This is a genomic window from Streptomyces sp. NPDC107654, assembly GCF_055639035.1.
In genome coordinates, this window is record NZ_JBVKBI010000011.1 from 12,660 (window position 1) to 31,228 (window position 18,569).

The 18,569-nt window shown below is 74.1% G+C and carries 14 protein-coding genes; 8 read left to right on the plus strand and 6 right to left on the minus strand.

The genetic code is table 11. From position 1 onward, the window contains the following. Positions 1–59: 59 nt before the first annotated feature. The 5 genes from ACZ7N4_RS20620 to ACZ7N4_RS20640 all read left to right on the plus strand — a co-directional run bounded on the left by ACZ7N4_RS20620 (position 60) and on the right by ACZ7N4_RS20640 (position 5,181). A complete protein-coding gene (locus ACZ7N4_RS20620) occupies positions 60–470 on the plus strand; it encodes a hypothetical protein (protein WP_471359762.1) in 411 nt (136 codons plus the stop codon). A gap of 430 nt (positions 471–900) precedes the next feature. Then, on the plus strand, positions 901–2,271 hold the full coding sequence (locus ACZ7N4_RS20625) for an integrase (protein ID WP_471359763.1): 1,371 nt from the start codon (positions 901–903) through the stop codon (positions 2,269–2,271). Between the two features lie 122 nt (positions 2,272–2,393). Then, positions 2,394–3,329, plus strand: a complete 936-nt coding sequence (locus ACZ7N4_RS20630) for a M56 family metallopeptidase (RefSeq protein ID WP_471359764.1) — start codon at positions 2,394–2,396, stop codon at positions 3,327–3,329. Between the two features lie 56 nt (positions 3,330–3,385). Continuing rightward, positions 3,386–4,105: a phosphatase PAP2 family protein gene (locus tag ACZ7N4_RS20635; RefSeq protein ID WP_471359765.1), complete on the plus strand. Its 720-nt coding sequence runs from the start codon at positions 3,386–3,388 to the stop codon at positions 4,103–4,105. 407 nt (positions 4,106–4,512) lie between these two features. After that, a complete protein-coding gene (locus ACZ7N4_RS20640) occupies positions 4,513–5,181 on the plus strand; it encodes a TetR/AcrR family transcriptional regulator (RefSeq protein ID WP_471359766.1) in 669 nt (222 codons plus the stop codon). A 4-nt stretch (positions 5,182–5,185) separates the two neighbouring features. Here the strand turns inward: ACZ7N4_RS20640 and ACZ7N4_RS20645 are convergent, their stop codons facing one another. Continuing rightward, complete coding sequence (locus ACZ7N4_RS20645) at positions 5,186–5,953, minus strand: DUF6214 family protein (protein WP_471359767.1); 768 nt, start codon at positions 5,951–5,953, stop codon at positions 5,186–5,188. 148 nt (positions 5,954–6,101) lie between these two features. On the opposite strand from ACZ7N4_RS20645, the gene ACZ7N4_RS20650 reads away from it, so the two are divergent. Next, positions 6,102–7,439, plus strand: a complete 1,338-nt coding sequence (locus ACZ7N4_RS20650; protein ID WP_471359768.1) for an FAD-dependent oxidoreductase — start codon at positions 6,102–6,104, stop codon at positions 7,437–7,439. 90 nt (positions 7,440–7,529) lie between these two features. Here the strand turns inward: ACZ7N4_RS20650 and ACZ7N4_RS20655 are convergent, their stop codons facing one another. After that, positions 7,530–7,925 carry an ArsR/SmtB family transcription factor gene (locus ACZ7N4_RS20655; RefSeq protein ID WP_471359769.1) on the minus strand — a complete coding sequence of 132 codons (396 nt, stop codon included), beginning with the start codon at positions 7,923–7,925 and terminating at the stop codon, positions 7,530–7,532. A 90-nt stretch (positions 7,926–8,015) separates the two neighbouring features. Between ACZ7N4_RS20655 and ACZ7N4_RS20660 the strand changes: the two genes are divergently transcribed. After that, entirely contained in the window at positions 8,016–9,095 is a 1,080-nt protein-coding gene (locus tag ACZ7N4_RS20660; protein ID WP_471359770.1) for an NADH:flavin oxidoreductase/NADH oxidase, read from the plus strand. A 131-nt stretch (positions 9,096–9,226) separates the two neighbouring features. Here ACZ7N4_RS20660 and ACZ7N4_RS20665 read toward each other — a convergent pair whose 3' ends face one another. The 4 genes from ACZ7N4_RS20665 to ACZ7N4_RS20680 form a co-directional block, all read right to left on the minus strand. Further along, positions 9,227–13,561: an HAD-IC family P-type ATPase gene (locus ACZ7N4_RS20665; RefSeq protein WP_471359771.1), complete on the minus strand. Its 4,335-nt coding sequence runs from the start codon at positions 13,559–13,561 to the stop codon at positions 9,227–9,229. Positions 13,562–13,568: 7 nt separating this feature from the next. Further along, the gene (locus ACZ7N4_RS20670) at positions 13,569–14,108 is read right to left on the minus strand and encodes a hypothetical protein (protein WP_471359772.1); all 540 of its coding nucleotides are present in this window, start codon (positions 14,106–14,108) and stop codon (positions 13,569–13,571) included. A gap of 157 nt (positions 14,109–14,265) precedes the next feature. Continuing rightward, a complete protein-coding gene (locus tag ACZ7N4_RS20675) occupies positions 14,266–15,606 on the minus strand; it encodes an SGNH/GDSL hydrolase family protein (RefSeq protein ID WP_471359773.1) in 1,341 nt (446 codons plus the stop codon). 381 nt (positions 15,607–15,987) lie between these two features. After that, the gene (locus tag ACZ7N4_RS20680) at positions 15,988–17,301 is read right to left on the minus strand and encodes an extracellular catalytic domain type 1 short-chain-length polyhydroxyalkanoate depolymerase (RefSeq protein ID WP_471359774.1); all 1,314 of its coding nucleotides are present in this window, start codon (positions 17,299–17,301) and stop codon (positions 15,988–15,990) included. 280 nt (positions 17,302–17,581) lie between these two features. On the opposite strand from ACZ7N4_RS20680, the gene ACZ7N4_RS20685 reads away from it, so the two are divergent. Beyond that, positions 17,582–18,538, plus strand: coding sequence for a pectate lyase family protein (locus ACZ7N4_RS20685; protein ID WP_471359775.1), 957 nt, complete (start codon positions 17,582–17,584; stop codon positions 18,536–18,538). The last annotated feature ends 31 nt before the right edge of the window (positions 18,539–18,569 follow it).

Consider the following 18,569-nt stretch of genomic DNA (forward strand, 5'->3'; position numbering starts at 1 on the left):
TTCCGGACTGCTTTGGCCCAGTCCTAGCCGGTCCTAGCGGGTCCTGCGAAGATGGCGCCATGACCACCCCCGACCTGGAGCGCCTCGCGGTGCTCGTTAAGAAGCGGCGCACCGAGCTACGGCTCGGCATCGAGCCAGCCGCCAAGCTGGCCGGCATCTCTAAGGACACGTGGAAGCGAGTCGAAGGGGGGCTGAAAGTCTGGGACCGCACCTACGGCGGTATCGAGACCGCCCTGCAGTGGGCGGCGGGTAGCTGTCTACTCGTGCTATCCGGCGGTGAGCCCGTCACGAGCGAACCCGCTGCCGACGACGTGAAGATCAGCGATGTCCCCAAGTCCGAGCTGGAACGGGTCGTCGGCGATGCCGTCGTAGCGGCAGCGATCGGAACAAAGGGGTCGTTGACGGCGGAGGAGATCACCGAGCTGAACGAACGCGTGCTGCAACAGTTGCGCGATCGCGGCGTCCTCTAGCGAAACTCAGTCGAAGGTCGTACAACCATTCCGCTTCTACGTGTTGTTGTCGTTTTTTCTTGAACCACTTGGGTCTTGTCTGGTCCCAACTGGTCCTGTGCATGGCACAGTCGTTTCAGCACCTTGGGGGTTCCCCGAAGCACCCATGAAGGGGGACCACTATGCAGAGCAGTCTGTCCATAGTCGAGATGGGCCCAACGTTTGCAGGATGGGCCGGGGCGGCCGATGGGAGAATGATCTGTGTAGCGCCTCCCGAGATCGTTCGCAGCGAGCAGGCACGCAGCTCGATGCGCGAGATCGTGAAGCGCGCCGGAGGAAATTGCGAGGGATGCCGGGGCTGCTGGCTCGGCGCCTGAGCAGACGGGCGTCGGAGCCCAGGCGGTAGGGGTACCTGCCGGGCTCCGCGGCCGACACCACCCAAGGGAGAGCCATGCCTTACGTGGAGGTCCGCGGCAACTCGATCCGCGTCAAGTGGTGGAACGGAGACTACGTCGTCGAAGCTGACGGCACGCCCACCAAGCGGAAGAAGTACGAGTCAGCCAGCGGACCCCAGCCCGGGGTGCCCTTCGAAGACGAAGAAGCGGCATACAACTACGGCCTCGACCGCGAGTACGACGTTCGGCACGGTAAGCACATCCGTCGCGTCGACTCGAAGACGCTCATGAAGGACTACTGTTGGCTGTGGCTCGAAGCCCAGGATCTCCGTGCTACGTCCGTGAGCAGGTACCGGTCTCGCCTGCGATCTAGGATCGTCCCGTACTGGGGCGACCATGCTGTCGGCGACATCACGACGTGGGAGTACGAGGCCTGGAAGAAGTCGCTGCAAGAAGCCGCAGCCCGTGACCAGATCTCCCATCACTACGTGGACCAGCTGACCAGCCTCTTCGGGATGCTGATGACGGATGCCGTCGTCAAGTACAAGCTCCGCAGCGAGTCCCCGGTGATCGTCCAGCGCAGACGCGGCCGGTACCGGAAGAAGCCACGCGAGGACAAGCGCCCGATGCAGATGCCCGTGCTGCACGCGCTGGCGACGAACGCCTACCACGTGTGGGGATTCACCGGATGGGCCTACATCTGGACGCTCGCCTTCACCGGCATGCGTCCGCCTGGAGAGATGTGGGGCCTGCGCCGCGAGTTCGCATCTCCTACCTGGCCGGCCACCGACCCGAACCCGGAGCAGCGCGAACGCATGATGGAGCGCTACGGGCCTGATCTCATGCCGGCCCTGAGGGTCCAGTTCCAGACCCAGTACGAGAGCGGCAAGCGCACGCAGGTCGGTCCGAAGTACGACTCGTACAGGACGCTCGTCGTGCCGCCGTTCCTGCATGAGATGCACTCGGCCCTGCTGGCTTCGCACGACTCTCCCTGGGTCTTCCCTGCACTCGGTGGCGAGCAGATGGGCACGCAGTGGGGCAAGACCTACTGGCCCTACATCAGAGGGGGCTCGCCGGCTAGGAGCGCGCGCAGCGACCGCACGCGGCAAGAGATTCACCCGGTTCCGGAGATGGCGGGGAAGCGAATCTATCTGCTGCGGCATGGGCACCGTGAGTGGCTGGAGGAGGACGGGCACTCGCGCATTGCCATGGAGACCCGGATGGGGCACGAGGTGGCTGGCGTCGAGGGGCTCTACTCGAACCTCACACCGGTCATGGAGAAGCGGATCGCCGACACGCTGCAGGAGCGATGGGAGAGGTTCTGGAGCATGGGGGTCTGGTGGGCTCCCCCGTTTCCCATTACTCTCCCAGATGGGCAGGAGATGACCCAATCCGTGCAGCTCAAGCGCGTTCCTCAGGGCGCTTAATCGGCATGGTGGCGATGCTGCTGACGATGTGAGCAGCATCGCCGGAAAACACGCGTTGTCTGCGTCACTTCGGCTCCGCGGACCGTACCGCTGAGCGGCCCCGCGCTCATAGGGTGCTGACCATGATGGTCTCCGTGGCCCTGCTGCTGCTCGGCGCCCTGACCGCCGTCCTCGCCCCGCGGCTGCTCGCCCGGGCCGACTGGCCGGACCGCGAGCCGGTCGTCGCCCTCTGGGTGTGGCAGTGCGTGGTGGCGGCCGTCCTGGTGTGCTGCGCCCTGTCGATGACACTGAGCGCGGCGGCGGCCTGGCAGGCGGTGCGCGGGCCGGTGTTCGCCAGTGCGCCGAGCGCGGTCGTGGACGCGTACGCCCTCGGCGCGGCCGGTTCCTGGGCGGCGCCCACCGCAGTCCTGCTCGCGTGCGGCGGCTTGTGGAGCCTGGCGATGCTGGTCCGCGAGGTCGTACGGGCCCGGATCCGGCGGCGCGGTCGGCGCGCCGAACTGCTGGTGCGGGCACCGCTGCTGCCGGGCGAGGAGCCGGCGGGCGGACGGCTGGTGGTGCTGGAGGGGGACCGTCCCGACGCCTGGTGGCTGGCCGGCGCCGCGCCCCGGCTGGTCGTCACCACGGCCGCGCTGCGCCGCCTGAAGGGCCGCCGGCTGGACGCGCTGCTCGCGCACGAGCAGGGGCACGCGCAGGCCCGGCACGACTGGCTGCTGCACTGCTCGGCCGCGCTGGCGGGGGGCTTCCCGCAGGTGCCGGTGTTCGCCGCGTTCCGTGACGAGATGCACCGGCTGGTGGAGCTGGCCGCCGACGACATGGCCTCCCGGCGCTTCGGCCGGCTGACCACGGCCCTGGCCCTGGTCGAACTCAACGAGGAGCGGGGGGTGTTCGGGCCCTGCCCGACCCCGCAGGCGCACGTGCCGCAGCGCGTGCAGCGGCTCCTGACCGCGCCGGACCGGCTTCCGGCGCTGCACCGGCTGCGCCTGACGGCGACCGCCGCGCTGGTGCCCGTCGTGCCGGTCCTGGTGGCGCTGGTGCCCGGGCTGCGGGCACTCGGCTGACCGCGCCGGCCGGTGGCTGCTTGGCCCCGGCCCGTCCCTTCCACAAAGATCGCCGCATGCACCAGAACCCCACCGCTCCCCCGTCACCCCCCTCCCCCGGTCCGCCGACGGCACGCCGCACCGCCGCCCGGGCGGCCGCCGCCCTCGGCGCCGGCTTCCTGGTGCTGCTGGTCCTCGTCGCCCTGCGCTGGCACCCTTTGATCGCCGTGGACGGTGACATCTCCGACGCCGTCCACCGCTGGGCGGTCCGCGACCGGGAGGTGACGCGGGTCTTCCGGGTGCTGACCGACTGGGTGTGGGACCCGCTGACCATGCGTCTGCTGTGCGCGGCGGCCGCGGTGTGGCTGGTGTGGCGGCGGGCGGCCTGGTGGACGGCGCTGTGGCTGGCGGCCACCTGCGCGGTGGCCTCGGGGGTGCAGCAGGGGGTGAAGGCCGTCGTGGGCCGCCCCCGGCCGGTCTGGCGGGACCCCGTCGACACCGCCCACTACACGGCCTTCCCGTCCGGTCACGCGATGACCGCCGCCGTCGTCTGCGGCCTGCTGCTGTGGCTGCTGCACCGCTCCGGCCCGGGCCGCGCCCTGTGGCGTACGGCGGTGGCGGCGGCGCTCGTCTCGGTGGTGGGCGTCGGGGTGACCCGGGTGTGGCTGGGCGTCCACTGGCCCTCGGACGTGCTGGGCGGCTGGCTGTCCGGGGCGCTGCTGGTGGCCGTGGCGGTGCTGGTGTACGAGCGGCCGCGCGACGGCCGGCGCCGGCTGCCGCCACGCCGACACGGGTAGGGCCCCGCGCTTGGCTGCCGGACATGGGCCGCCCGCACCGGCCCGCCCCTCCCGGATCCGGTCCTGTACGACGCCCTGTACGACCGGCACGCGCCCCCGCCGCCCGGGCGTCCCGCTGCCTGTACCGGACCCGGTGAACCGAGCGACGGGTGACGGCCGGCACGCCCCGACACCGGGCCGGCGCGGGGAAGTTGCCCTTGGCCTGCAAGTCCCCGACGGTGTAGCAGAATCGGGGAGGCGGCTGCGGCGGCACCGGCAGATTGGCCCCGGCGCCTCGGCGCCGCCCGTCTGGGACGCTCCCCCGCGTCGCCCCAGGCGGACGGCAGTTCCGGGCGGCCCCGAGCATGGGGGTGCCCCGATGCGTTGAGTATAGTTGGCTGGCAGCCAGTCAACGCAGGAGTTACAGGATGTCCCCGCGAAGCGCCTCGGTCAATGAAGAATTGCGGCGGCGTTCCCGGGAACGGCTGCTGCAGGCCGCCGTCGAACTGGTCGGAGAGCACGGGTTCGAGGCCACGACGCTCGGCGACATCGCGGACCGGGCCGGCTCGGCACGCGGACTGGTGTCGTACTACTTCCCCGGCAAACGCCAGTTGGTGCAGTCCGCCGTGCACCGGCTGATGCACCGCACGCTGGAGGAGGCGCTGGAGCGGGAGCCGCGCACCGAGGACGGGCGGGAGCGGCTGGCCCGGGCCATCGACGCGATCCTGGGGCTGGCCCGGGACCGGCCCGTGCTGATGCGCCAGCACATGGCGGGCCTGCTCCACGCCGAGGGCTTCGTGCAGTGCCCCGAACAGCGCCGGCTCGCGGAGCTGCTGAGCGACACCGTCGCCCGGTACGGCGCGCAGAACGTCTCGGCCGACTACCCGATGCTGCGGGCCCTGTTGATGGGCGCGGTGTACGCGGCGCTGGTGCCGGGCGTGCCGATGCCCGTGCCGGCACTGCGGGCCGAACTGTTCGAGCGGTACGGGCTGGACTGGGAGATGGGGGTGCCCCCGGACAGTGAGCCGGAGCCCGGGGCGGGGGGCGGGGACCTGTCCCGGTTCTTCGCCACGGAGCGGCGGCCGGAAGGTTCCTGACGGGTCAGCGGCGGGCGTGACGGGGGGTCAGCAGGCCCGCGTCCCGGGCCTGGGCGATCAGCCGGAGGGCGCGCCGACGGCCGCGTCCGGTCGCGTTCATCACGGCGAGCACGGGGTCGGCGCCCTCGTCCTGCGCGGTCCGGTAGTGCCGCGCGACGAGCCGACGGCCCTCGATGCCGCGCGGCCAGGCCTGCCGGGCACGGCGCGCGCCCGGGCGCCGGCCGGCCTCCGGCCCGGGTCCGCCGGACGGCGCCGGACACCGGGCGCCCGTGTCGACGTGGTCGCACCCGCCCTCCCGGCCCGGCTCCGCGCCGCCCGCGTGGTCCACGTCCGCCGCGCAGTCCGCCACGGGCGTGCCGTTCGCGACCGCCGCGCAGTCCGTCTCCGCCGCACCGTCCGTCCTGGCCGCGCCGCCCCCTTCCGCCGCGCCGCCCACTTCCGCGGCATCATCCACGTCCGCCGCGCCGTGCACTTCCGCCCCGCCGTCCGCGTGCACGCCGCACGCCTCGGACAGCGGTCCCCCGAGCCAGTGGGCGAGCAGCGCCAGATCGGCGAGGGACAGGGGCGGTTGGGCCTTGACGTCCTCGACGGAGACGCGTCCCGCGTGCACCACGGCGAGGGCGTCGACCCCGGCACCGTCGGGGAAGGCCAGCCGGACGTGGAACCAGGAGGTCGCGCCCCCGCGCTCCCGCACCTCCCACGCGGGCCGCACGGAGACCGCGCAGTCCCCCGCGTTCCGATCAGAAAGGTTGAGAAAGGATGCTTCCAGCACGCACGCAACGTAACCAAATGATCACATCCCGAACCGGTGGACTTCGGCGGACACGCATCGGGTCACCCCACCGGCCCCTGCCGCCGGGCGTCCCGGAGTGCGATCCTGGAGCCGTCCGCACACCCTCCTTGGGGCGAGGAGTACCGCTGTGCTGCGTGTCGCCGTCGTCGGTTCCGGGCCGAGTGGGTGCTACACCGCTCAGAGCCTGGTCCAGAGCGATGCCGGGGTCCTGGTGGACGTCCTGGACCGGCTGCCCTGCCCGTACGGCCTGGTCCGCTACGGCGTCGCGCCGGACCACGAGAAGATCAAGTCTCTGCAGGGCAGCCTGCGTGCGGTGCTGGAGCACGAGCGGGTGCGGTTCCTCGGCGGGGTCCGGGTGGGCGGCCCGGGCGGCCTGTCGGTCGAGCGCCTGCGCGGGCTCTACCACGCGGTGGTCTACTGCGTGGGCGCCGCCACCGACCGCCGGCTCGGCATCCCCGGCGAGGAACTGCCGGGCAGCTGGTCCGCGACCGAGTTCGTGTCCTGGTACAGCGCCCATCCGGACGCGGCCGACGCCGGCTTCCTGCGCGGGGTGCGGTCGGCGGTCGTCATCGGGGTCGGCAACGTCGCCGTGGATGTCACCCGGATGCTGGTCCGGGGCGCCGCGGAGCTACGGCCCACGGACATCCCGCAGGCCGCGCTGGACACACTGACGGCGAGCGGGCTGACCGAGGTGCAGATGGCGGGCCGGCGCGGGCCCGCCCAGGCCCGGTTCACCACCAAGGAGCTGCGCGAGCTGGGCGCCCTGCCCGGCACCGACGTGACCGTGGACGAGGCCGAGCTGGCGCTCGATCCGGCCCATCCGGGCGCGCTGCCAGCCGGGCCGCGCCGCAATCTCGAGGTGCTGCGGGCGTGGGCGGCGCGGCCCGCGACGGCTGCCGCGGCCCGGCGGGTCCGGCTGCGGTTCTTCCTGCGCCCCGTGGAGCTGCTGGCGGAGGGCGGCCGGGTGGGCGGGGTGCGCTTCGAGCGGACGGAACCGGACGGTGCGGGCGGAGTGACCGGCACGGGCCGGTACGAGGACGTGCCCGCGCAGCTGGTGCTGCGCTCGGTGGGCTATCGCGGAGTGCCGCTGGAGGGGCTGCCGTTCGATCCGTCGAGCGGCACGGTCCCGCACCACGAGGGCAGGGTCCTGCGCGACGGTGCGCCCTCGCCGGGCGAGTACGTCGCCGGCTGGATCAAGCGCGGCCCGACGGGGGTCATCGGCACCAACCGGCCCTGCGCCAAGGAGACGGTGACCTCCCTCCTGGCGGACGCCCCCGCGCTCGCCGGCACGGAGCTGCCGGAGGACCCGGTCGCGGTCCTCCGGGCGGCGGGCGTCGAGCCCGTGCCCTGGGACGGCTGGCTGGCGATCGAACGGGCGGAGGCGGAATTGGGGGCGAGGCTGGGCCGCGGCGTGGTCAAGCTGGCCGACTGGGACACGCTGCTCGGGGTGGCACGGGTGCCGTAGCGCCTCGCGGCCGAGCGGGGCGTCGTAGCGGGGGGTGTCGTGGGAGTGTCGTAGCTTCTCGCGGCCGGCCGGCCGTGCTCTACGGCCCCTTCAGCGGCTGTCGCCGATGCGGCCGGACTGCCGGTCGGCGGCGGCGAGGAGGGCGTCGAGCAGCCCCGGGAAGAGGCCCTCCAGGTCGTCCCGGCGCAGCCCGTTCATCTTGGCCGTGCCCCGGTAGACCTGCCGGATGACCCCACTCTCCCGCAGCACCCGGAAGTGGTGCGTGGTGGTGGATTTGGTCACCGGCAGGTCGAACTGCGAACAGGTCAACTCCGCTTCCTCTGCGGCGAGTTCGCGCACGATCTGCAGCCGCATCGGGTCGGAGAGCGCGTGCAGCACGGACTCCAGCCGGATCTCCCCCCGCTCCGGGTGCGGCAGCGCGCGGCCGGTGGTGGCGGTGTCGGTCACGGCGGGCGCCCCCTCGTCACGGGATCTGTCGGTCCCCATTGTACGAGGGGCTTCGTAGTTTGACACTCCTCGTAGTACGAGGGGTATCGTACGAACCCGTCAGCGGTCCGTGACGAATGGAGTCCCGTCGTGAGTGCCCTCTTCGAGCCCCTCACCCTGCGCGAAGTGACCATCCCGAACCGGGTGTGGATGGCCCCGATGTGCCAGTACTCGGCCGAGCCGGAGGGTCCGCTCGCCGGCGCCCCGCACGACTGGCACTTCGCGCACTACGCGGCGCGGGCCACCGGCGGCACCGGCCTGATCGTGGTGGAGGCCACCGCGGTCTCGCCCGAGGGGCGGATCTCGCCGTACGACCTGGGGCTGTGGAACGACACCCAGGTGGAGGCGTTCCGCCGGATCACCCGCTTCCTCGCCGCGCACGGCACCGTGCCGGCGGTCCAGCTCGCCCACAGTGGCCGCAAGGCGTCCACCGAGCGGCCGTGGAAGGGCGGCGCCCCCGTCGGACCGGAGGCGCACGGCTGGCAGCCGCTCGCCCCGAGCGCGGTGCCGTTCGACGAACGCCACCCGGTGCCGACCGAGTTGACGGTCGATCAGATCAAGGGCATAGTCCGGCAGTTCGCCGGCGCCGCGCGCCGGGCTCTCGCCGCGGGCTTCGAGGCCGTCGAGATCCACGGCGCCCACGGTTACCTGGTCAACGAGTTCCTCTCCCCGCACTCCAACCACCGCACCGACGCCTACGGCGGCTCGTACGAGAACCGCACCCGGTTCGCCCTGGAGGTGGTGGACGCCGTACGGGAGGTGTGGCCCGCGGACAAGCCGGTGTTCTTCCGCGTCTCCGCGACCGACTGGCTCCAGGACGGCGGCTGGACCACGGAGGACACGGTCCGCCTCGCCGGCGACCTGCACGCCCACGGCGTCGACCTGCTGGACGTCTCCACCGGCGGCAACGCCTCCGGCGTCACCATTCCGACCGAGCCCGGCTACCAGGTCCCCTTCGCCACCCGCGTGAAGACCGCGACCCCGATGCCCGTCGGCGCCGTCGGCCTGATCACCGAGACCGGACAGGCCGAGAAGATCCTCGCGAACGGCGAGGCCGATGTGGTCCTCCTCGGCCGCGAGCTGCTGCGCAACCCGTCCTGGGCCCGGCACGCCGCCCGCGAGCTGGGCGCGGAGGTCCGGGTGCCGGACCAGTACCACCGCTCGGTCTGAGCCGCCCACCGCCGCCGGCCCGCTCCGGGCGGGCGCGGGCGGCGGACGGCCCGCCCCGGGCGGCCGGATGAGCCCGGGGCGCCCGGCCTGACCGGTCAGAGCGGTCAGAGCGGTCGGAGCTGCCAGAGCGGTCAGGCCGGTGAGCCCTGTGAGTCCGGCGAACCCTGTGAGCCCGGCAGCAGCCGTACGACCGTACGCTCCAGGCGGGGCAGGCTGCGCTGACCCGCCAGGGCCAGGGCGATCGCCGCCACCACGCCGGCCCAGGCCACCGGGCCGAGCGGGGTGCAGCCGACCGCGCGGCTGACGCCCGGCGTCTGGACCACGGCCACCAGGGCCAGCGCGGAGCCCAGCGAGGTGATCTGCACCAGACGGCTGTCGCGCCGGTCCAGCAGGGTCTGCACCAGCTGGGTGCCGACCACCCCGCACAGCGCCATGGTGCTGGAGCGGCGGGCGGTGCCCGGCGTGAAGCGGCCGATCAGCCAGGCCGTGAGCGCGCCCAGGCAGGTGGTCAGGGCCCGGTGCCGGATCTGCCGCAGCAGCGGGTCGCCCAGCACCCCGGCCGCCTCCTCCACGTGTTCCAGGTCCGCCTCGTCCTCCTTCTCCGTCACCGCCACCGCCATCGACGGGAACAGGTCGGTGAAGAGGTTCACCATGAGCATCTGCCGGGTGGACAGCGGCGCCCGCCCGGACAGCAGCGTGCCGAGCAGGCCGAACCCGACCTCGCCCGCGTTGCCGCCGATCAGGATGGCGATCGCGTCGGCCACGCTGTGCCACAGGGCGCGGCCCTCGCCGACCGCGTCGATCAGGACCGTCAGGTCGTCGTCGGTCAGCACGATGTCCGCGGCGTTGCGCGCGGCGGCCGAGCCCCGTGCGTTGATGCCGACGCCGATGTCGGCGGCACGGATGGCCGCGGCGTCGTTGGCGCCGTCGCCGACCATGCCGACCACCCGGCCCGCGTCCCGCAGGGCCTCCACGACCTGGAGCTTCTGCTCGGGTGCCACCCGGGCCACCACTCCCGCGTCGCGCAGCATCCGGGCGCGGGCGGCGCGGTCGGCCGCGGCCAGCTCGTCGCCGGTGACCACCACGGTGTCCTCGGGCCAGCCCAGGTCGGCGGCGATGGCGCGCGCGGTCTGCGGATGGTCGCCGGTGAGCATGACGGGTCGTACGCCCGCCCCGTTCAGCCCGTTCACCAGGGCCGTGGAGGTCTCGCGCGGTACGTCGGACAGCGCCAGCAGACCGGTGAACTCCAGGTCGCGCAGGGGCTGTTCGAGAACGTCCGTCTCCTGCTCGCCCGAGCCGAGCCGGCGTTCGGCGACCGCCAGTACCCGCAGCCCGGCCCCGGCCAGCGCGTGCGCGGACTCCGGGGCGTGCTCCGGCAGACCGGAGCATGCCGGAAGGAGGGTTTCCGGAGCGCCCTTGACCACCAGCACGGGCGGGCCGTCCCCGACCCGGCCGACGGCCGCGGCGTACCCGCGCGCGGCCTCGAACGGCAGGTCGGCGAGCGGGGTCCAGTCCGGGTCGGGGGGCGCCGCGTGCAGGACGGCCTCGTCGGTGGCGTGCACCGGCCGGTCGGAGCCGCCGTTCAGCCGCGGGCAGGCCCGCGCGGCGGCCCGGACGGTCTCCGCCGAGCCCGCGTCGTCGACCGGGCGGACCGTGCCCTCGGCGTCGGAGGTGCGCACCAGCCGCAGCCGGTTCTCGGTGAGCGTGCCGGTCTTGTCGAAGCAGATGGTGTCCATGCGGCCCAGCGCCTCCAGCGTGCGCGGGGTGCGGACCAGGACACCGCCCCGGCTCAGCCGCCGGGCGGCCGCCAGCTGCGCCACCGTCGCGACCAGCGGCAGCCCTTCGGGTACGGCCGCCACGGCCACCGCCACCCCGCCGCTGACCGCCTCGCGGATGGGGGTGCCGCGCAGCAGCGCGAGACCGGTGACGCCGGCACCGCCCGCGAGCGTCAGCGGAAGTGCCTTGCGGGTGAGCTCCTGGAGCCTGGCCTGCACACCGCCGGCCGGGGGCGTGCGGGCGGCGAGGTGCACGGCGCGGGCGGCCTCGGTGCTCTCCCCGGTGTCGACCACGACGGCCCGCGCGTCCCCCGCCACCACGGTCGTCCCCTCGAAGACCATGCAGCGCCGGTCGGCGACGACGGCGTGCGGGGTGGGGTCCGTCTGCTTCTCCACCGGCAGCGACTCGCCGGTCAGGGCGGACTCGTCGACCTCCAGGCCCTCCTGCCACAGCAGCCGGGCGTCGGCGGGCACCACGTCGTCCGCCTTGAGCTGGATGACGTCGCCCGGCCGGAGCCGGCCCGCCTCCACGGTGCGGGTGCCGCCTGCCGGGGCCTCGGCCTCCGGCGGTACCACGCGCGCCTTCTGCTTCTGCTCGGCGACCAGCCCGGACAGCGCGCGTTCGGCCCGCAGCCGCTGGACACCGCCGACCAGGGCGTTCAGGTCGAGGGCGCCGACGACGAGGAGCGCGTCCGCGACGGAGCCGAGGATCGCCGACGCGGCGGACCCCACGGCCAGGACCGGGGTCAGCGGGTCCTGGAGTTCCCCGCGGACGGCCCGGCCGAGCCGGTAGGACCAGCGGACGGGCGCGGCGGCCGGATGGCCGGTGACGCCCTCGGCCGTCTTGCGCAGCCGCGCGGTCAGCGTGGCGAACGCGCCGGGCTCGGCGGCCGGTTCCTGTGCCAGCCGGTCCCGGGCCTGCTCCGGGTCCAGCTCGTGCCAGTGCACCCGGGGACGCGGGTGCGGGGCGCGGGCCGCCGCCACGGCGAGTGCCGCCCGCGCCCCGGACAGCAGCGCCGCCGCGGCCCCGGCGTCGACGGGCGCGTGCCGCAGCCCCGGCAGCAGGGTCCGGCGGCCGCCTCCGCCGCCGGACTCGCCGATGGCGACGAGCAGCCCGGACAGCGCGGCTCCGGAGCGGGCCAGGGTCTGCGCCCGGTGGCCGACCCGGCGGGCGGCCGGGACCGCCGTCAGCACCCGCCACACGTCGGGCAGTCCGTGCAGGGCGAGGATGTCCGCGCCCCACACCACCGCACCGTCCCGGTCGGTCAGGGCGAGGGCGACGTCGGCGGCTCGCAGCGCGGCCAGCACGTCGTGCTCGTCGGGCGAGCCGACCCGGGCGACCGCGAGCACGGCCGCCTCGTCGCCGCGCGCCTCGTACACCACGTCGTCCAGCGGCCGGCGGGCGTCGACGACCTGGTCGGCGAGGCCGGTAAAGTCCTCCAGCGCCGGATCGTCGACGAGCACGACCCGCAGTCCGGCCCGGCGGGCCGCGTCCAGCACCGGCTCGGCCCACGGGTCGGGCTCGCCGTCCTCGGTGCGCAGGGCGCTCGGGTGCAGCACGACCGTGCCGGCCATCTCCAGCTGGCGCAGCCGCTCCGGGTCGCGGACCAGGACGCCGGTGCGGGCCAGCGCGGCGCTGAGCAGGGCGTGGAAGGCGGCGGGGCCGTAGCGGGCCGCCTTCGGGGAGCCGGCCAGCACGGCCTCCGCGGCCTCCGCGGCGTCGTGCTTCACCAGCAGGGTGGCCGCCGCGCCCAGCAGGCTTCCGGCGGAGGCGTGGGCCGCGTACTCCTGGGCCGGGGAGACGCGCAGCGGCGGGCGCGGCGGGTCGTCCGGGCCCGTGCCGAGGCTGATCCGGCCGGGTCCGCACAGCCGGTCGTGCACCGTGTCGAAGGCGGCGGAGCGGGCCACCGTCTCGACCAACTGGCAGGCCCGCAGGGCGCCGTCGAGCACCAGGGAGGTGGGGGTCTGTCCGGCGCCGTGCACGGCCGCGTTGGCGCAGGCCAGCACCAGGTCCATGGGGGCGTCGCCGATCCGGGCGCGCAGCCAGGAACGGAACCGCGGGTTCTCCCGCAGCAGGGTCACGACCGCGGTCACCATCCGGGGCGAGGGCGGCAGCCGCAGCGCGTAGGCGGAGAGGGCCACGGCGATCCCGACGCCGTCGGCGGCGAGCGTGGCCGCCGCGGCCCGCACCCCGGCCGGGTCGGCCGGATGCGTGGTCTCCTCCACGTCTCCGGCGGCCAGGACGAGGCCGTGCCGCTCGGCGAGGCCGGACGCGTGCTCCAGGACCCGGTCGGCGGCCTCCTCGCCGGTCGCGGTCACCACCAGGCGGGCGAGGCCCTGGTCCCAGTAGGCGACGAGCACATCGGGGTGCTCCGCCAGGGACTCGGCCAGCCGGCGCGCCAGGTGGGCCGTGCCGCCGGCCTGCCGCGCCCGTTCCTGCTCCAGCGGCCGCACCACCAGGTGGGCGCGGGCGCCGGACCGCCAGTGGCCTCCGGCGCCGGGGAGCGCGTTGCGGGCCACCCGGGCCACCCGGGCGGCGGTGTCCGCGCCGCGCACGCCGGCCCGCGCCGTTCCGGCGGCGGCACCGGCGGCCAGTCCGACCGCCGGTGCCGTCGCCCGCGCGAGCAGGCGCGGGGCCGCGGGCAGCAGCCGGGCGGCGGCACGCGGAGCCGTGAGCACACCGAGCACCATGGCCTCCTCAGAGCGTGGTGCGGTCGGGCCGCGCGGTCGGCCCGAGGGGACCGGAGGACGTCTTGCCCGCCGACGCCCGGGCGCCGTGGGACGCCTCGGGCGGGCCGGCCGCCTCCGTGTGAGCGTGCCGGCCGGACGCCTCGGCCCCTCCCGGCGTCCCGGTACGACCCGGGGCCCGGCCTCCCGCCGGGGTCCCGGCGGAGCCGCCGGCGCCGGACCTGAGGGCCGCGGTGCCGAGGTCGTGCGCGGGTTCGGGCTGCGCCGCGCCCGCGTCCGCCGCGACCGCGGGCCGGTCGGGGCGGGGCTGGGTGAGCCAGGCCACCGCGGCGCCGGTGAGGGCGACGGGCCACTCCACCACGCCCGCGGCACCGAGCAGACCGGCCCCCGCGTACACCGCCATGCGCCGCCCGCGCGGCGAGACCGCGCCGACCTTGTCCAGTGTTCCCTCCGCGGCCCTGCCCACCGTTCCGGCGCCGGGGACCCTGCGCAGTACCGAGGCCGCGCCGCGCAGGGGCGCCGTGAGGGCCGACGACTTGTGCTCAGCCATGACTCTCCTCGGACGAGATCCGTCTTGCGTGCCCCTCCGAGTGCCCGCGACCGTGCCGGTCACCCTCCCTTTTCCGGCGAAACGCCCTCTCTCCCCCAGAAAACGCCACGGATCCCACCGACGCCACCCGCCCGCCTCCGGGGTGTGACCGGTCGGGTTACGAAGCGTGCCGGAACAGCCCCGCGGGCACGGCCGCCGCGAGGACCCCGTACCCCTCCGGATTCAGGTGCAGCCAGTCCCCGACGTGCAGGGCGGGCAGCAGCCGGTCGGGGGCCTCCGGGTCCCGTACCGCCCGGTCGAAGTCGATCACCGCGTCGAAGTGGCCGGGGGTGCGGATCCAGGCGTTGACACGCTGCCGGGCGGCCTCCCGCTCACCCGCCGGGTCGTCGTACTGGGTGTTGCCGCCGAAGGGGGTGATGGTCGCGCCGTAGACCCGGATGCCCTGGGCGTGGGCGCGGACGACGATCTGCCGGTACCCGGCGATCAGGTCGTCGGCCGCCGCCCGCTGCGCCTCGGCGCCGGCGTCCGCGGCGCCGATGTCGTTGACGCCCTCGAAGAGGATCAGCCAGGCCACTCCGCTGCGGGAGAGGACGTCCCGGTCGAGGCGGGCGAGCACGTTGGGGCCGAGTCCGTCGTTGAGGACGCGGTTGCCGCCGGCCGCCTGGTTGAGGACGGCGATGTCCGAGGCGGCCGGGCCACTGTGGAGACGGTCGTAGAACTGGTCGGGCCAGCGGTCGTTGCCGTTGGTGGTGGAGCCGCGCCCGTCGGTGAGGGAGTCGCCGACGAGGGCCACCGCCCGGGTACGGCCGGGTGCCAGCACCTCGACGTCGCTGAGCAGGTACCAGTGGTCGACGGCGGCCGCGCCCGCCAGGTCCGCGTCACGCGTGTGGTCGCCGTGGACGAGGTACGACGTGGTGCGCGAGCCGGGGTGGGAGGTGAGCGCGAGCGAGGCCTGGCCGCGGGCGGTGTACGCCGTCACGCTCAGCTCCGATCCCGCGCGCAGCCCGAAGTCCAGCGGATCCGAGACCATCTGGGCGCCCACCGGGACGGTCACGGAGTCCCGGCCCGCGAAGGTGACCCGGCGCAGGCTCCCCGGCTCGACCGCGCTGACGCCGGCCCTGCCGCCGCGGGGCAGGGCCACGGTGACGGCGGTGAGCGGCAGCGGGGTGTCGCCGTACGCGTTGGAGAAGCGCAGCCGGATCCGGGGTCCGCCGGCGGTGACGCGCACCGTCTGCCGCAGGGTGGTGTCCACGAGCACCGACTTCTCCCCGGTGTACGGCGCGGGCGGCAGGTTGGCGGGCTCGGTCAGCTGGGGCATACCGGTCCAGGTGTTCACCCAGTGCCGCCCGCCCCCGTCCGCGGCACCGGCTGAAGCCGGTCTCGCCGCAGCCGGCCCGGTGACCAGCGCGGTGAGCGCGGAGGCCGACACGGCGAGGACGAGGACGAGGACGACGGTGCCGAGCAGGGTGGCGAACGGCGTTCTGGAGGGCGGTTTCACGGGGACCTCTCGGGCGCGATGGGTGCGGGGGGTGGCGGTGCGGGAAGGACAGGGGACGGCGGTGATGCGGGGGTTCGCGGAGAGGGCGGGTGCGGCAGTGGAGTGAGCCGCCCTGGGAGCACGGAGGTGTGACCGGGCCACGGAGGCGGCGCTACGGGCGCTCCGGAAGGTGAGGCCCGCCCGGCCGGGTGCGTATGCCCGGTCGGGCCGGTAGGCCGGGCGGGACGGTCGGACGTACGCCGGACCGGTCCGGACGGCCCGCCCGGCCACACCCAGGACCGCCCAGGCAGCCCCCTGAACCCGCCCAGGACCAGCCAGGGCGACCAGCCGAACAACACCCCGGAGCGCGCCAGCCGAAACGCCCCGGTGCGCGACTTCTCCTCAGCCGACCGTGCAGGCCGTGCCGTTGAGGCTGTACGTGTTCGGTGTCGCGCTGTTGCCGGTGTGCGTGGCCTGGTAGCCCAGGGTCACGCTCGCGCCGGGGGCGAGGATGGCGTTGTACGCGGCGTTGGTCGCCGTCACCGCGCCGGAGCGGGGGCTGTAGGTGGCGTTCCAGCCGTTGGTGATGGTCTGGCCGGCCGGCAGGGTGAAGCCGAGCTGCCAGCCGTTCACCGTGGTCGTACCGGTGTTGGTGAGGGTCAGGGAAGCGGTCAGGCCGGTGCTCCAGGTGCTGGCGCCGGCCGTCACCTCGCAGGCGCCGGTGGGAGGTTGCGGTGTGCCGCCGCCGGCGTCGAGGCCGAAGAAGGTGAGCGCGCGGGAGGCCATGCCCCGGCTGTAGAGGTTGTGGCCGACGCCCTGGAGGCTGATCGCCTCGACGGGTGCCCGGTCACCGGTGGCGCCGTAGCGCGTGCGGGTCCAGCCGGACGCCGGGGTGTCGGTGGCGGCGGGGGTCTGGCTCACACCGAGCACGTTCGTCCACTGCTTGATCTCCTCCCCGAAGTTGGGGTAGCGCAGGGTGTCGTCCTCGGTGCCGTGCCACAGCTGCATCCGCGGACGCGGGCCGGTGTAGCCGGGGTAGGCGGCACGTACCAGGTCGCCCCACTGCTGCGGGGTGCGGGTCACGGTGCCGCCGGAGCACGCGCTGTTCCACTCGGAGCCGTCGGTGGTGGCGAAGCAGCCGAAGGGGACCCCGGAGAAGGCGGCGCCCGCGGCGAACACGTCGGGGTAGTCGCCGAGCAGGACGTTGGTCATCATCGCGCCGGAGGAGATGCCGGTGACGAAGACCCGGCCGGTGTCGGCGGCGTAGGCGCGGCTCGCCCAGTCGACCATGGAGCGGATGCCGACCGGGTCGCTGCCGCCGTCACGGCGGAGCGCCTGCGGCGAGGAGACGTCGAAGCACTTGCCGGCACGGGTCACCGACGGGTACACGACGACGAACCCGTGCTGGTCGGCGAGTCGGGCCCACTCGGTGCCGGAGTACATCGCGGAGGCGGAGCCGCCGCACCAGTGCACGGCCACCACGACCGCCGGGTGCGCGGGGATGCTGTCCGGTACGTAGACGTACATCTGCAGGTTGCTGGGGTTGGTGCCGAAGCCGGTGACCTCGGTGAGGGTGGCCGTGGGGACGGCCTGGGCCCGGGCTGAGGCGGGGGGCGCGGCGAGGGCGAGTGCCGCGAGCAGCGGCAGCAGGACACCGAGGAGGGTGGCGAGTGTCCTGGGGAGGCCGGTGGGCGAGCGGTGCGGTGTGGGGGGCACGTCACTGTCCCTTCTGATCGCGGCTCGTGCGGGGCACCGGCATCGTGGCATGGACACGCAGCCCATGGAAGCGCTCCCACGCCACCTTTCCCTGGCTGGAAAACAGCCCTGCGCGACGTGTTGACTAGAAAGCGCTTGCACTCTACGGTCCGTTCATCAGCGTGACCCGCGAGCGCGACAAAGAGCCTCGTCGGCCACCGGACCCCCGCTTGCGTTCCGTACGACGTACATCATTCACGTACACGAATGGCCTTCCCCCTCAGAGAAGGGACGCACCCGCATGCACACGAGAGGATTGCCAAGCGCGGCAGGCACGACCGTCGCCCTGGCGGCCGCGGCCGTTCTCGCCCTGCCGCAGCCGGCCGGGGCGGCCGACGCGACGCCGGTCGGCTTCGGCGCGGGGACGACCGGTGGCGGCGGCGCCCCGGCGGTGACCGTCTCCACCCTGGAGGCCTTCAAGACGGCCGTGACCGGCAACTCGGCGAAGGTCGTGAAGGTGAGCGGCCTGATCACCCTGAGCGGGCAGGTCGACATCGGCTCCAACACCACGGTGCTCGGCCTCGGTTCGTCCTCCGGCTTCACCGGCGGCGGACTGCGCCTGAAGAAGGTGACCAATGTCGTCCTGCGCAACCTGAACATCAGCAAGGCCGTCAAGACGAACGCCGTCACCGTCCAGGCGTCCTCGAAGGTGTGGATCGACCACAACTCCCTGTCCTCGGACCGCGCCCACGGCAAGGACCACTACGACGGCCTGGTCGACATCACGCACGCCTCCGACGACGTCACCGTGTCCTGGAACGTCTTCAAGGACCACTACAAGGGCTCGTTGGTCGGCCACAGCGACAAGAACGCGAGCGAGGACACCGGACACCTGCACGTGACGTACCACCACAACTGGTTCGACCACGTCAACTCCCGTGTCCCGAGCCTCCGTTTCGGCACCGGCCACTTCTACGACAACTTCGTCGTCGGCGCGGAGACCGCCGTGCACTCGCGCATGGGCGCGCAGATGCTCGTCGAGAACAACGTCTTCCGTGACACCCAGGTCGCCGTCACCACCAGCCGGGACAGCGACGTGGACGGATACGCCGACCTGCGCGGCAACGACCTCGGCGGAGCGGCCACCGAGATCTCGCAAGCCGGCGGCTTCACCAGCCCGCCGTACGGCTACACGGCCGAACCGGCCTCCGGCGTCGTCGCCTCGGTGACGGCGGGCGCGGGCACCGGAAGGCTCTGACGGCCTCTCCCCCCACGCACCTCCGAGCCCC

What these genes read in the sequence shown, in the direction of transcription:
- ACZ7N4_RS20630 (WP_471359764.1), top strand. Translation starts at nt 2,394, where the DNA reads ATGATGGTCTCCGTGGCCCTGCTGCTGCTCGGCGCCCTGACCGCCGTC.
- ACZ7N4_RS20620 (WP_471359762.1), top strand. Translation starts at nt 60, where the DNA reads ATGACCACCCCCGACCTGGAGCGCCTCGCGGTGCTCGTTAAGAAGCGG.
- ACZ7N4_RS20640 (WP_471359766.1), top strand. Translation starts at nt 4,513, where the DNA reads ATGTCCCCGCGAAGCGCCTCGGTCAATGAAGAATTGCGGCGGCGTTCC.
- ACZ7N4_RS20655 (WP_471359769.1), bottom strand. Translation starts at nt 7,925, where the DNA reads ATGGGGACCGACAGATCCCGTGACGAGGGGGCGCCCGCCGTGACCGAC.
- ACZ7N4_RS20665 (WP_471359771.1), bottom strand. Translation starts at nt 13,561, where the DNA reads ATGGTGCTCGGTGTGCTCACGGCTCCGCGTGCCGCCGCCCGGCTGCTG.
- ACZ7N4_RS20685 (WP_471359775.1), top strand. Translation starts at nt 17,582, where the DNA reads ATGCACACGAGAGGATTGCCAAGCGCGGCAGGCACGACCGTCGCCCTG.
- ACZ7N4_RS20670 (WP_471359772.1), bottom strand. Translation starts at nt 14,108, where the DNA reads ATGGCTGAGCACAAGTCGTCGGCCCTCACGGCGCCCCTGCGCGGCGCG.
- ACZ7N4_RS20635 (WP_471359765.1), top strand. Translation starts at nt 3,386, where the DNA reads ATGCACCAGAACCCCACCGCTCCCCCGTCACCCCCCTCCCCCGGTCCG.
- ACZ7N4_RS20625 (WP_471359763.1), top strand. Translation starts at nt 901, where the DNA reads ATGCCTTACGTGGAGGTCCGCGGCAACTCGATCCGCGTCAAGTGGTGG.